Below are 14,822 nucleotides of genomic sequence, written 5' to 3' on the forward strand. Positions count from 1 at the left end.
TCAATATTGAATTAGTATTGGCTGATAGTTTGTATGGTGAAAGTAGCCAATTTCTGAGAAAACTAGCTGAATATAACTTAGGTTATGTGGTATCAATCAGAAGTAATCATGGAGTCTGGTTGCCAACGGGGCAAAGCGTTAGAGCTAACAAGTGGTGTAAATTCTCCAGAACATTTAGCAATCAAAAATCAGAGACTAGATATATTAGGGAAATAATTTATGGTAAAAAAAGAGCCATAACTTACTGGGAAATAACTACTGACCCAGAAACCATGCCAGAAAATTCTACCTCCTTTGTGATGACGAATCTTCAAGGAAATTTGAAGAAGACTTTAGGCGACCTCTATGGATTAAGAACCTGGGTTGAATATGGGTTTCGACAGTGTAAACAGGAACTAGGCTGGACAGATTATCGGTTCATTAATTTCCAACATATTGAGAGATGGTGAGCCAGCGCGGTCTTGGGGGTTTCCCCCATGAGCGACTGGCGAACCCGAAGGGTGGGAGATTATTTTTAATGTTTATACGATGATTAGTTTAAATTCTCCTGTTTTCTTAAGACTAAATCAATCTTGTCAACTTGAGGCTGAGGCACAAGAAAATAATGATGTTGATTTTTCTAATCATCCACAATGGAATCATGAATTTGGATGGAAGAATACTTTAAATAATCTGCGTCTTATTATCCAACCAATTTTACTATTTTGGTTAATTTATCCCTGGTTAAGTATTTTTCCTAATTCAGATTTGTTACTAGGATTCAATCATTTAATTGCCGCAATGAATCAATTTAAATCCTATTATGCTTCTGGATGATTTAGCTTCTTTACTACTTGCTTATTTCGGAAAGTGACAGAAGAGGGATAATAAGCATACGTATTTGCTCTTAACTGTGGCTATTCAAATTAATATTTTCCACTGCAACAGAGTGTTAGACTACTCTAACTGACTGCCTACACTTCTCTTTAAAGTTCAAGTATGTCTAGCAGATTATAGTCATTTATTCTCCCTTTTTTTAAATCTAAATATTCTTGATATGTTTTGAGATTGTGTTGCTCAACTTCTCTAACAAATCCTTTTTTCTTATCAAAGTTATCGATCCAGAACTGAGGCAGAAATCAATCTCCCCAATTTGAGCAACTTTTTCAGACAGCCCACCTTTACGGTTTACCTGCTTTAATTTCCCGCTTTTATAAAGATGGTTTAACTTCAGAGATAGAGTCTCTTCTTCTTCCCCCAAAAAATATTCACAATAATGATAAATTCTAAATCCATAATCTGCTATATCTACAGATGAATCTTCTAAATTATTATGTTGTTTGATCCTCTGAATGCATTCATTAAGTAAGTCTGCCATACGATCGCAAACAAACTGACATATATCTACATATTCAAGTCGATTTTTTGGAAAGTAGTCAATCTGAGAACGAAAAGAAACTGCTGAACCAGATATGCGATATCCCCAAACAACAACTTTTCCCTCATCCTCCCAAGAATCAGGACGCTTAATTTGATTTCCGTAGATATCCGTGCTATCAAAAATACCCTCAATACCAAGGTATGTTGGGCCAATGTGAAATTTTTCTTTTTCCATTGTTGGTTGTCCGTGCTATGGAAACTTAGATGCCTAATCTCTCACAGACAAAACTAACTCACCACCGAAATTACACAGATAACAGCGATGTCTAAGACTGGCTATGCCTACACACTTTGCTTTTTACTCAAAACGTGTCAGTGTCGGGTAGCTATTAACGTGTGTAGGGCTGTATCCTCTGTAGGTTTGGTTCTAAATTGATAGAAACTTGAGCAAAACTTATTAAACAACAGCCGCCTCTGGAATTGCACCTTGCATTCTCCCAAAAGCATCAATCAAATTCTGCAATTGTTGATCTGCTTTAAAAACTCCTAATCCGCGCACTGTGACTTTCCCCGGAGAATAGACAAACCGCGTCTTGAGATTGTCTGGTAAATTCGCCGCCAACAAATTCCAAGCTGGTTCCTCCATCGGCGTTTCTAAAACGACGTGCTGCTTGTTTTCTGGTTTAATTCGGCTAAATCCGAGTTTTTTCGCTAGCTGTTTGAGTTCCATGACTCGCAAAAGTTGATTTGCAGACACCGGTAAACTACCATAGCGATCGCTCCACTCGGCTGCAATCTGATTTAATTCTGATTTAGATTTAGCTGTGGCCACCGCCCGATAAGCACTCATCTTTTGATCCAAATCGGTAATATAATCTGCTGGGATAAATGCCGTCAGGTTAAGGTCAATCTGGGTATCCTCCACTTTCGGAATTTCTTGTCCTCGGATTTCCCGAATTGCTTCTTCCAGCATTTCCATGTATAAATCAAAGCCGATGGCATCCATTTGACCGGATTGTTCTGCACCTAACAAGTTACCCACACCTCTAATTTCCATGTCGCGCATCGCTAGCTGATATCCAGAACCTAACTGTGTAAATTCCTGAATTGCTCGTAATCTTTGCCGTGCTGCATCAGATAATTGCCGTTGCTTGGGATAAAATAACCAAGCATGAGCTTGGATACCTGCACGTCCTACACGACCGCGTAATTGATACAGTTGTGCCAATCCAAAGCGGTGAGCATCTTCAATTAAAATGGTGTTGACTCGTGGAATATCTAAGCCAGATTCAATAATTGTCGTACAAACGAGGATGTCTGCGTCACCATTACTGAAAGTGAGCATGGTTGATTCTAACTCGCTTTCATCCATTTGACCGTGAGCGATCGCAAATCTAGCTCCCGGTATCACTTCTCGTAAATTGGCTGTGGTTTCTTCAATCCCGTCCACTCGCGGAACTACATAAAAAACCTGTCCACCTCTATCTAATTCTTGACGAATTGCACTGCGGATACTTTCAGAATTTATTGGTGATAGATGAGTTTTAATCGGTCGTCTGGTTGGGGGTGGTGTAGTAATTAAACTCATTTCCCGAATTCCCGATAAGGACATATACAAAGTACGGGGAATGGGAGTGGCGGAGAGTGTAAGCACGTCCACTTGAGTTTTCAGGCTTTTAATTTTTTCTTTCTGGTTTACCCCAAACCTCTGTTCTTCATCCACCACCAACAGTCCTAAATCCCGGAACATCACGCCTTTACCCAAAAGTTGCTGTGTACCAACAACTACATCTAATTCACCAGTTGCCAATCGCTTTTGAATATCGCGGCGCTCTTCAGCCGAACGAAAACGGTTGAGCAAACCGACATTTACCGGGTAAGGTGCAAAACGTTCTTTGAGTGTATGGTAATGCTGCTGTGTTAAAATTGTCGTTGGCGCAAGGAGTGCCACTTGTTTACCGGCGGTGACTGCTTTAAAAACAGCACGAATCGCCACTTCCGTCTTTCCAAAACCGACATCGCCACAAACTAAGCGATCCATTGGGCGATTGCTTTCCATGTCGCGTTTCACATCTTGTACAGCTTTGAGTTGATCTGTCGTGGGTTGGTAGGGGAAAGAATCTTCCAATTCCTCCTGCCAAGGCATATCACTGGGAAAGCTAAAACCTTGTTGTTGCGATCGCGCTGCATACAGTTTCAACAAGTCCACCGCCAATTTTCTGATGGCTTTGCGGACTTTATTCTTGGTATTTTCCCAAGCTTTACCAGTCATCCTGTTGAGTTCCGGTGCTTTATCACCTCCGGCGCGGAACCGGGATAAAGCACCCACTTGATCGGCGGCAACTCTTAATAACCCGTCAGCATACTGCACCACCAAATAATCACGGGTTTCATTATTAATTGTCAAACTTTCCAGCTTGACAAATTTACCAACACCATGATTTCTGTGAACTACATAATCGCCTGGACGCAGCTTATTGGGATCAACCTGCTTAGAAGTAGCTTTGTGGCGCTTGCGGATATAGCCGGGAGTCGCCAAGGAATGCTGCCCAAAAAATTCCCGGTCTGTAACGATTACTATTCGGTATGTCGGCAGAATAAAACCTTCGAGTTCCGCAAGACCAGAATATTTTAGGGCTATGGGAGTATGGTTAATTTGCAGCTTATCTATCGCTTGGTAGTCGCGGGGATTGGGGATAAACTGAGCTGGACAATCATGTTCTTGCAATAGCGAGACAGAACGCGAAGGTTGAGCAGAAAGCAACCAGATTGAGAAATTGCGATCGCGTTCTTGACGGATAGTTTCAGCTAGTTTAGCAAACTGGTGTGGCGTGACTGGAAGTGATCGACTAGAAAGATTGATCCCACTATTTTCCTCTGACAGTTCCGATAAATATAGTGTTTTAAATTTGGCAATGTCAGCCAAACACTCATCAAAAGACCGATGAATTCTCGGTACCTGCTTAGACTCTTCCCCATTCCCCATTCCCCATTCCCCATTCCCCATCCTCCATTGTTCCTCAGCATTTTCGACCCAGCGATCACTATGAGCATGACACTGTTCTGGCTCATCAATAGCAATCAGTGTATTTTCTGATAGGTAATTTAGCAGAGATGCTGGTTGCTCAAAAGCCAACCCCAAAAAGCGACGACTACCCTCCAACAATGATGAGTTTTCAGTGCTAAGTTCTGAGTCAGGATTTAACTCAGCACTCACCACTCGCAACTCAGTACTCTTGTTGAGTGCCGCCATCACAATGGGAGCAAAGCTAGTGGGGGTAAGAATTAACTGATTAACTTTATCGAGTGCCGAACGTTGGGTTGCTGGGTCAAATTCCCGCATTTGCTCAATTTCATCACCAAACCATTCCAACCTGACTGGAAACTCAGATGAAACTGGAAAAACGTCAACAATATCACCCCGTCGGCTCCATTGTCCTTCCATTTCCACCAGAGGTACTCGTTCATACCCCAGAATAGTGATTTTCTCACTGAAGGCATTTAAGTCTAATTCCATCCCCCGCTTTAAGGTAAGACAGAATTGCCCAAAAGCCTCTGGTGGTGGCAAATGGGGTTGCAACGCCCCTTGAGTAGCCACAATAGCCATCTTAGGTAACTGAGAATTGGATGGGATCTGGTTTTCTTCCCCATTCCCCATTCCCCATTCCCCATTCCCCATGCTTAAATCCGCCAATACCTGCATTTGTCCCCAACTCATCTCAGTTTCCGGGTCAAAAGGTTCGTAGGGAGAAGCCTCGGAGGTGGGGTAAAAATGTACTGTTTGCCATCCCATTGCCTCCAGTTGTGCATAAACACGTCCAGCTTCTTCCAGAGTGGCGCAAACCACAAATAAATCCTTACCCTGAGCTTGCGCCAATGCCGAAGCGACTAAACCCTTGGGCAATCGAGAAATGCCATTTAACCGCAATTCTTGTTGTCGGTTTAGCTTAGAAATAAATTCAGTGGTGAGCGGCGATCGCGCTAAGGCACGCACAATAGAAGAAAATGACATAAGTACAACTAGCGGTGGGAGTCTTTGTGAGTCAGAAAATCTTGAGGCAGTTTATGTCAACTATTTTAAAAGTGTTGACAGCCTTCTTATTCTTTCGATGGAAGAATAATGCACAGCAACTAATAGACTTAAAAACTATAACTATTACTTTGTGTACAGTAAAAGCATTTATAGAAGCACCTTTAATACTAGATACTAGGTATTGAGCTACATTCGCTCTGATAAGCGGCAATTTTAAACATGTCCTCCATCACTTTTGAAATTTTAATCATTTTGGTGCTAATTATTGCCAATGGCGTGTTTTCTATGTCTGAGATGGCGATTGTCTCAGCCCGGAAAGTCAGGCTACAACAGCTTGCCAATCAAGGAGATGCCAAAGCAAGGGCAGCATTGAAACTCGCTGAATCTCCAAATCATTTCCTGTCAACCGTTCAAGTAGGTATTTCGCTAATCGGTATCCTGACTGGTGCTTTTGGAGGAGCAACAATTGCCAACCGACTGGCAGTCTATGTAAAACTTGTGCCTTTGTTAGCACCTTATAGCGAACCGATATCTTTTGGAATAGTCGTTTTGATCATTACCTATTTGTCACTCATTGTTGGCGAATTGGTACCAAAGCGTCTGGCATTAAATAATCCAGAAAGGATTGCATCGATTGTAGCTATTCCGATGCAAGCCTTGGCAGCGATCGGTTCTCCAGTAGTCTTTCTATTAAGTGCTTCTACAGATTTAATCCTACGAGTGCTAGGAATAACAGCTTCTACCGAGCCGCAAGTCACCGAAGAAGAAATAAAAATCTTAATTGAGCAAGGCACTGAGGCGGGAACTTTTGAGGAAGCCGAACAGGATATGGTAGAGCGAGTTTTTCGTTTAGGCGATCGCCCCGTCAGCTACTTAATGACACCCCGTCCTGATATCGTCTGGTTAGACTTAGAAGACACTGCCGAAGAAAATCGCCAAAAAATGGTTGATAGTGCCTATTCTCGGTATCCAGTTTGTCAGGCGGGACTTGACAACGTGCTGGGTGTAATCCCTGTCACCGACTTATTAGCCAGGAGTTTCCGAGGAGAAGCGCTGGACTTAACAGTGGGATTGCGACAGCCCGTATTCGTGCCAGAAAGTACCCGTGGATTGAAAGTTTTGGAATTGTTCAAGCAAACTATTACTCACATGGCATTAGTAGTGGATGAATACGGCGTAATTCAAGGATTAGTTACTCTCAACGACATCATGAGCGAAATCGTCGGTGATGTTCCTTCAACAGATGGACAGGATCAACCCCAAGCTGTGCAACGCGAAGATGGTTCCTGGCTTTTGGATGGGATGTTACCTGTAGAAGAATTTTTAGAACTTTTTGGTATGGAAGAGTGGGAATCCGAGGAACGCGGCAGTTATCAAACCTTGGGCGGTTTTGTCATCACCCATTTAGGTCGTATTCCTGCCGCAGCAGATCATTTTGAATGGCAAAGTATGCGAATTGAAGTGATGGATATGGATGGGAACCGCGTTGACAAAGTGCTAGTGGTACCGAAGGCAACTAAATTAGCAGATACAAAAAAAGCTGACTAGCGATGTTGAGGAGTTAGGAGACGCGATTAATCGCGTCTGTACAGGAGTTAAGAGTTATTTCTCGCCCAATTCCCAATTCCCAATTCATCAAGTCTTAGATAGACGTTTGACCGCTTCACCCGCCAACATTTGATGCGCTTGCTCCAAAAATTTGGGGATTTTATCGGCATGGGGAGTGCGGGCGAGACATTGCTGCAAGTTTAATTCCTCTAGCCGATCTGCTTTATTACCAGGAAACCAGTGACCGCCATCACCAAGTAGGTTGTAGCGCATTTTGGCATAATCTACCAGATCGTAGGCGATCGCTAAATTCCGCAGCCACAAAATCACCCGAATATTGACCTCACCAGGGGTTTGCTCGTAAGTTGGTAGATTTGTTTCCCAGGATTTTACCCAATCTTCTCCCAAAGTAGCGATCGCTTCTGACTCCAACCTTGCTAAGATGGGCGGCAAAATTTCTGATGCCCGATCTACTAATTCTAAAGTCTTCAGGTGTTCGTCAAAATCTTGTGGTTTTGCTGCTCCCACACTCAGAGTATGCACCTCTTGATGACTCAAACAAAACAAATCATTAAACACCATTGGACTCAAAGGAGCGCAAAGATTCACTAATTTTTGTGGAGGTTCATACAACAAACCTCCTTTATTCGATGGACTAATGATAAACACCCCCATATCATGGCGTTTAGCCGCTTCAATTGCCGCCCAATTCCATTGATTAATGTAGTACCAGTGCAGGTTCACGTAATCAAATAGATTGGTATTAATTGTCTGCACAATTGTATCTGTTGCTCCGTGTGTGGAAAAACCAATAAATCTAACTTTTCCTTCTGCTTGCAACTGCTGTGCTACTTCCAAGCAACCACCGGGACGGATGCTATAGTCTAATGACTCAGTATGGTTGATACCGTGCAATCCCAGTAGATCGACATAATCTAGCTGGAGATTTTTCAATGATTGTTCAAATGTATCGCGGAATTCTTTCGCATCTTCCTTTGGACTGATTTTGGTTTGAACAATCAGCTTTTCACGGGGAAGCTGAGGTAGAACTCTTCCCAATTGCATTTCGGAAGTGCCATAACCACGAGCAGTTTCAATATGATTAATCCCAACCTCGACTGCCCTTCTAATCGTCGCTTCCAGATTCGCCTGACTATCAGCAGGAATTTCATTATCGGGAACATCCTGCCACTTAAACTGATATCTCATGCCACCGCAGGAAAACACTGGCATCTGTAATTCTGTGCGTCCAAATCGTCTATATAGCATCAGTAGATTGTGGATTGTTTACCAACATAAATAGAAAACGACAGTCATCTAAGCCTACAGTGCCACAATAAATACCTCTGTTCAATCAGTGGCACTAGCAAGATTCATCGCATATTAAATTGGTCAGGTCTTTTGGCTATTGGACTGCGACCAGTATTCCCGTTCCACAGAATAATTATCTCATCCTAGTTACCACTAGCAAGTGATTTTTCCGTTATTCTCCCAATTTGTGTTTAGACTAAGAAATGACAAAATTACCCAGCAGTACTGGGTTGAGACTCCCATAATCTAGATATAGCAGTTCTCAATTGCCAAGAAGCAAGTGGCGTGAAGGTGAGCGATCGCGGCAGTGGAGTATTTTTGTCTCTTACAAACGTTAAATTTGCTGTATAAGTCGAAGATTTAAGCCGATTTTAGCACTTGTTTCTTTGATTCTATAATGCTTTATTTGATCCCGATTCAAAATCCAAAATTACTAGACTTCTCTTGCAAGGGTAGTAGGTTGTCAAATTAATTATTTGGAGACTGCGCTTGGATTAAGCAATTTCTCAATGTTTCGGCTAACACCTGTACATGCGGTTCATTAAATAGGTTATGGTGAGATCCAGAAATGTAATGGATATCTAATCCTCCAGCAACTAAGTCGCCCCAGCCGAATTGAGGATCGTATTGTGTCCCTATAGCTTCGTCCCGACTCTGATCGTCTGCTCGCAAGAGAACAGCTCGACCAAGGTAAGGTGAAAAGATATATTCACTGATGGCTTGAGTGTTAGCATCCATTATCTTTAAGTGCTTGTCATTTGCAGGGAAATCAATTATCCCTTGCAAGTAACGCTGATATGTTTTTTGGAGACGCTGCGTACCCCAATAAATCCATTTCACAAGTCTTTGCCAAAAGTAGACAGGTCCTTGTTGAGCTATATTATTTAAATGCAAAAAAACTCGCTTCAGAAATGGTGCCCGCCAACTATAACCTGGACGGCAACTATCAAGCATAACTAAAATACCAACTTCTTGACCTTGCTGCTGGAGTTGCCGAGCCATCTCAAAAGCAACTACACCCCCAAAAGAATAACCTCCCAGAAAATAAGGCCCATTGGGTTGAATGGTCTGGATTTCTTGAATGTAATGAGTTGCCATGTCTTCTACCCGCGTATACAAGGGCTGTTTTCCATCTAGTCCTTGTGGCTGTAGTCCATAGAATGGTTGGTCTAACCCCAAATGCAATACTAATTCACGGAAACACAAGACTTCTCCGCCAAGTCCGTGAATACAGAAAAAAGGTGGCTTGGAACCATTGGGTTGAATTTCTACCAGGGATGACCAGCTAGATTTTGATTTGTCTAAGGTATTTACTGAAGCCAAGTTTATTGCTAAATCTTCTTCTTGACAGATTATTTTGGCTAAAGCCTCTACAGTCCCAGACTGAAAGAGAATAGCAAGAGGAAAATTTTTACTAAATATCTTCTCAATTTGCCAAAATAGTTTTACTGCCAAGATGGAGTTTCCTCCTACCTCAAAGAAGTTATCCTTTACGCCAATAGGTTGGACACCTAAAATCTGTTCCCAAATCTGTGTTATTTCGCGCTCCACTTCATTACGAGGAGCAACAAAGGTAACTTCCGATGCTTGCCTTGATAAATCGGGTGCAGGTAAAGCATGGCGGTCTATTTTACCATTAGGGTTTAATGGTAGGGTGTCCAAAAATACAAAGTAAGCAGGCACCATATATTCAGGTAGCTGACTTTGCAAAAAGCGACGTAATTCAACTCGACTAGGAATTTGCTCTGCATTGGCAACAACATAAGCCACGAGTTGTTTGTCACCATTAATATCCTCTCTAGCAATGACTAGAGTCTGTGTCAGTGCAGGATGTTGGTCTAATATGGCTTCAATTTCTCCCAATTCAATTCGGAAGCCACGAATCTTTACTTGGTAGTCAATGCGACCAATAAACTCGATATTTCCATCGCTTAAGTAACGTGCCAAGTCCCCAGTTTTGTAAAGACGTGCCCCAGTTTCAGAGCTAAAAGGATTGAAAATAAACTTATCTATGGTCAATTCTGGACGGTTAAGATAGCCTCGTGCCAAACCAATACCACCAATGTGCAGTTCACCTGATTCACCAACAGGCACAGGCTGCAAATTTTCATCAAGGATGTGAATCTCTGCATTGGCCACGGGGCGACCTATAGGAGCAATGGTAGAATTAGTGCCGCGCTGACAAGTCCAGAAAGTGGTATCAATAGAGGCTTCTGTCGGGCCATAGCAATTATGGAGAACATTGTCCAAATCCAGTTTTGCAAAAAAGCGTTCTATGAGTTCGCTAGGTAAAGCTTCACCACCACAGGTAATATGCCTCAGAAATGAGCAATTCTCAATTCCCTTTTCTTCTAGTAAGACACGCAGTATGGAAGGTACTAAGGCCAAGACAGTGATTTGCTGCTCAGTAATAACCTTCACAAGGTATGCAGTGTCTTGATGTCCACCAGGGCGAGCCACGATCAATTGCCCCCCGAAGCACAATGGCCAGAATATCTGCCACACTGAGGGATCGAAGCTAAAAGAAATAGTCAGTAAAACCTTATCTGCCTGAGTTAATCTAAAGGTGGTTTGCCGCCAGTAGAGTTGGTTGCGGATACCACGGTGAGGGATCATAACACCCTTGGGCTGTCCTGTAGAGCCAGATGTGTAAATTACGTAGATAAGATTATCATCTGTCGTTTCATTTACAGGATTTTCTTGACTGTTTTGAATATTTCCTTGCCAATTTGAATCGAGACAAAGTACCTGTGCTTGATGTGGTGGCAAGTTCTTGAGCAATTTTTCTTGGGTTAACAATACTGGTGTCTGAGTGTCTTCCAATATGAAGGCTAAACGCTCTGAGGGATATGCCGGATCTAAAGGCACGTAAGCACCTCCAGCTTTGAGAATTCCCAGTAGTCCTACTATCATCTCCAAGGAGCGCTCTAGACAAATGCCTACAAGTACTTCAGGACCAACGCCTAAAGCACGTAGGTGATGTGCTAGTTGATTAGCCTGCTGATTTAGCTGCCAATAAGTAAGTTGCGTATTTTCAAATATTACAGCAATGGACTGGGGCGATCGCTCAACTTGCATCTCAAACATTTGATGGATGCACAAATCCTGATGATGATCTAGTTCAGTATCATTCGATTCCTGTATAACTTGAGTATCGAGGATATTAGTTAAGGTGTTTAAGGGAATATTTTGCTTATATTCTGAAATTTGCCTATTTATCTGCATTTTTTATGTACCAACTCCACAAGGAGATGCCATTATTTTAATTTATTTATTCTTTATTGTATATGCGTTTATATCAAATCCTATGCGAGGCTATACATTAAGTATCTCAGCATAGAAGCCCGAAGTTGTATAAACACAACCTAGCTTAGCTTCAGATGTGAGACGCTGGGCAAACAGTTTCTAGGTTTTCGTACACAGGCAAATCATATAAATTTTCAAATAAAATTTGTATTTAAATCTGTAGATAATCGATTTATATTTAATATAATAATCTCCATTTTTAACAAATATTTAATTTAAAGCGGTAACTTTATAAATACAAATTAAAGTAAAAGTATTATTATTCATTTTCTAGGTATAGCAATAGATCGGCACTTTTTACACCTTTCCTTTTAGTTAACAAATTAAAATTTTTTTCTTTACAAGATATAAAATTATGGAAATTAATACTGATAAAACCTTATCTTTTTTTATAGAAATTTGTTAGAGTAAAAGATAATTATTATCGAATCTTCACTATGTTTATTTATATGTAAAAATAGTGTGAAGCCATGATTATGATTTGTTTAAATAATTAAGTAGGGGTCATGAGTTGCATATACTAAAAACACATCAGAGAGTAACTGGTGACTCAGGACTATAGCAATCCGAGTTGAAATGTAAGAACATAAGGAGATTAAAAGTACGTGTTTTAAGCTATTTTAGCGATTTCCTTCATACAAAGTGGCGTAATATTTTTTACTTGATGCTACCATTCTCAAATCAGGTCTCCATAAAAACATATCATTGGCATAAAGATAATGTAGGAAAAAAGGCTTAGAAGGTGAAATTATCTATAAATGCAGATATAACAAGACTCACAGATAGATTTTGTTCATTTATTAGAATTTATTGTTGTTAATCTGTTACAAAATTCTCTCAAGATAACCATGAGACTTGACACAAGTTCAAGCACGAAATAATTTTTGTAAACTTTTGTAACATTATCCAAACTTTTGATGCGTTTCGTTATATGTTATGTGTGTAAGTCTTATTAATTAAGTAATTATGCGTAAAAAACAGAGAACTTCTAAGGAAAGCTAAATTTATCTAGCTAAATATGCTACAGTATTTCCCGAATGAACATAATTGTCTCATAGAAGTAAAACTCTGCAATGGAACTGTAATCACTCAGTTCAACTGTTACGCCCTTTCAAAAGTCTAATATTTTTACCTGACCTATTTAATTATTAATGTCAATGTCAGGAATTTTATTAAACTATAAGAAGTTAACTTACCAAAAAATCATTTTCTTGCGCTCAAAGCTCAAAATATCCAGACTAAACTGAATCTTGACCTGCAACAAAAGCTAAATATCTGGGTAGTAAATTTCCTCAAACCGATCCTGGAATATGCTTTTGATAGAGAAATTCAAGTTACTCCGAACAAAATAGTTAATAATATTTAGACTGCAAAGAAGAGGTTTCTTTGAAATAAAAATGTGGGATATCTCACTTGTCTTAAATATTAAGTTTTGATCAAATTCCATCAAATTTTAAATATACCAAGTGTTCCTCAGTATGAGTAATCAAAGCATTACAACAAATAAATTCAGTGAAGTACCTTTGGATTTACGTGCATCTTCATCTGTAAGGGTACGCAAAGGTTCATGGTGGTTGAGATTAATAACATTGTTTCTGGTAGATTATACCCTTTTATCCTTAGCTTGGGTTTTTGCTGGATACAAATCTTTTTATGGTAATTTTTCTTGGGATCTCCCTAGTCATTACTTACCGATTTTAATAACTATTGGTATTCAAATAGGATCGCTAGCTATAGAAGGTATTTATAGAGAAGGTCAAAAACGCTATGACTATTTGAACATTATTAAATCGCTAACTTTTGCTCATGGACTAATAATATTTGCTTGTTTTTTGTATCAACCTGTTGTTGATATTACACGCCCAAAATTAATATTGTTATCTTGGCTTCTAAGTATATTATTTATTTGTACTGGGAGATACGGTGTAAATGTTACTTTGGAATATCTCCGTAAGCAGAAAAAAATAGTTCGTTCTTCTGTCTTCATTATTTGTGATCCTCAAGACCATGAGCAGATTGCTAGCTTTATTAAAAAAGAAAAACACTATATTGTATCTGGAACTGCTCATGCTAATTCATTAGACAGATATCAGCGTCAAAAAACATTGAATCAACTTAATGAATTAGGTGTAACAGAAGTTTTTATATCTTGGGATGCTCTAAAAAATAGAATGTTTTTATGCTGGTTATTTCAAGCATCTGGTATTCAAGTACATATTTTACCGATGGAATTAAAACCAATTTATAAAAACATAGAATTTAATAAAATAGGGGGAATGCCTTGTCTGAGTTTGGATTGTCCGATAATTACAGGTAAGGATTTTTGGATAAAACGTACTTGTGATTTCTGTTTTGCAACTTTATTTGTAATGTTATCATTTCCGATTTATATAGCTATAGCTGTAGCTATAAAACTGGACTCTCCTGGAACAGTATTTTACAGGCAAACGCGTATAGGTCTACATGGGCAACAATTCAAAGTATGGAAATTCAGAACTATGAGGTCTGATGCCGAAAAGTTACAGAAAGAATTAGAAGCTTTAAATGAAACGAAAGATGGGATTATCTTTAAAATTAAAGATGACCCTCGTATTACTCGCGTTGGAAAATTTCTTCGGCGTTATAGTTTAGACGAATTACCTCAACTTTTTAACGTTATCTTTGGAGAAATGAGTATAGTAGGTCCCCGTCCGTTACCTACTAGAGATGTAGACAAGTTTTCTGAACATCATTTTATTCGACATGAAGTTTTACCTGGTATTACAGGTCTTTGGCAAGTCTCAGGTCGCTCAGACATTGTAGATTTTGAACAAGTGATAAATCTTGATCTGAACTACATTGAAAATTGGTCTCTTGGGTTGGACTTTGAAATTTTGCTCAAAACAGTTATGGTGGTTTTGAAAAAAGAAGGTGCCTACTAAGCTTTAAATTTGCTCTACTTTCTCAATTTTTCTTGAAGGCACCAATATTCATCGTTAAACCTTAGTGATCCGGCAGTTTTATTTTAATCAAATTCAACGATAATCATTAACATGGAAAAAGTTTTTGCTACGAAACTAGGTTTTTTGCCGGATCAAGAAAACCTGGTTACTAATTTTGGATAAGGTTGAGCTAAGGTCAAACAAAAAACAAAATTAGAAAAGACAGTAAGAACTATAATGGTTACGTGTTGATATGATTATTGCAACTTGCAGTGCAATTTCTTGCGGATTAAAGTGAGCTTTTTCTAATTTTAAGTGAGCTTTTTCTAATTTTGTACAAAGTC

The 14,822-nt window shown here is 39.8% G+C and carries 6 protein-coding genes and 1 pseudogene; 3 read left to right on the plus strand and 4 right to left on the minus strand.

What is annotated here, in order from left to right; genetic code table 11:
• Nucleotides 1-816: pseudogene (locus tag IQ274_RS29115) on the plus strand (transposase); the annotation flags it as partial.
• Between the two features lie 205 nt (nt 817-1,021).
• On the opposite strand, the gene IQ274_RS29120 reads toward IQ274_RS29115, so the two are convergent.
• Both IQ274_RS29120 and mfd read right to left on the minus strand, forming a co-directional pair.
• Nucleotides 1,022-1,594, minus strand: a complete 573-nt coding sequence (locus IQ274_RS29120) for a hypothetical protein (RefSeq protein WP_194144301.1) — start codon at nt 1,592-1,594, stop codon at nt 1,022-1,024.
• A 222-nt stretch (nt 1,595-1,816) separates the two neighbouring features.
• Nucleotides 1,817-5,371, minus strand: a complete 3,555-nt coding sequence (gene mfd, locus IQ274_RS29125; RefSeq protein ID WP_194144302.1) for a transcription-repair coupling factor — start codon at nt 5,369-5,371, stop codon at nt 1,817-1,819.
• Nucleotides 5,372-5,611: 240 nt separating this feature from the next.
• Between mfd and IQ274_RS29130 the strand changes: the two genes are divergently transcribed.
• On the plus strand, nt 5,612-6,940 hold the full coding sequence (locus IQ274_RS29130) for a hemolysin family protein (RefSeq protein WP_163938720.1): 1,329 nt from the start codon (nt 5,612-5,614) through the stop codon (nt 6,938-6,940).
• Between the two features lie 87 nt (nt 6,941-7,027).
• On the opposite strand, the gene IQ274_RS29135 is transcribed toward IQ274_RS29130, so the two are convergent.
• Both IQ274_RS29135 and IQ274_RS29140 read right to left on the minus strand, forming a co-directional pair.
• Nucleotides 7,028-8,209 (minus strand): aldo/keto reductase, encoded by a 1,182-nt coding sequence (locus tag IQ274_RS29135; protein WP_194144303.1) that lies wholly within the window; start codon nt 8,207-8,209, stop codon nt 7,028-7,030.
• 510 nt (nt 8,210-8,719) lie between these two features.
• Complete coding sequence (locus tag IQ274_RS29140) at nt 8,720-11,338, minus strand: non-ribosomal peptide synthetase (protein WP_175586989.1); 2,619 nt, start codon at nt 11,336-11,338, stop codon at nt 8,720-8,722.
• 1,697 nt (nt 11,339-13,035) lie between these two features.
• Here IQ274_RS29140 and IQ274_RS29145 point away from each other — a divergent pair.
• Nucleotides 13,036-14,478 (plus strand): sugar transferase, encoded by a 1,443-nt coding sequence (locus IQ274_RS29145; RefSeq protein ID WP_194144304.1) that lies wholly within the window; start codon nt 13,036-13,038, stop codon nt 14,476-14,478.
• Nucleotides 14,479-14,822: the final 344 nt, after the last annotated feature.

Source organism: Nostoc sp. LEGE 12447, from assembly GCF_015206985.1.
GTDB lineage: Bacteria > Cyanobacteriota > Cyanobacteriia > Cyanobacteriales > Nostocaceae > Nostoc.

Coding starts and splice junctions, on each gene's coding strand:
- mfd (WP_194144302.1), bottom strand. CDS start 5,371: ATGTCATTTTCTTCTATTGTGCGTGCCTTAGCGCGATCGCCGCTCACC.
- IQ274_RS29120 (WP_194144301.1), bottom strand. CDS start 1,594: ATGGAAAAAGAAAAATTTCACATTGGCCCAACATACCTTGGTATTGAG.
- IQ274_RS29130 (WP_163938720.1), top strand. CDS start 5,612: ATGTCCTCCATCACTTTTGAAATTTTAATCATTTTGGTGCTAATTATT.
- IQ274_RS29145 (WP_194144304.1), top strand. CDS start 13,036: ATGAGTAATCAAAGCATTACAACAAATAAATTCAGTGAAGTACCTTTG.
- IQ274_RS29135 (WP_194144303.1), bottom strand. CDS start 8,209: ATGCTATATAGACGATTTGGACGCACAGAATTACAGATGCCAGTGTTT.
- IQ274_RS29140 (WP_175586989.1), bottom strand. CDS start 11,338: ATGTTTGAGATGCAAGTTGAGCGATCGCCCCAGTCCATTGCTGTAATA.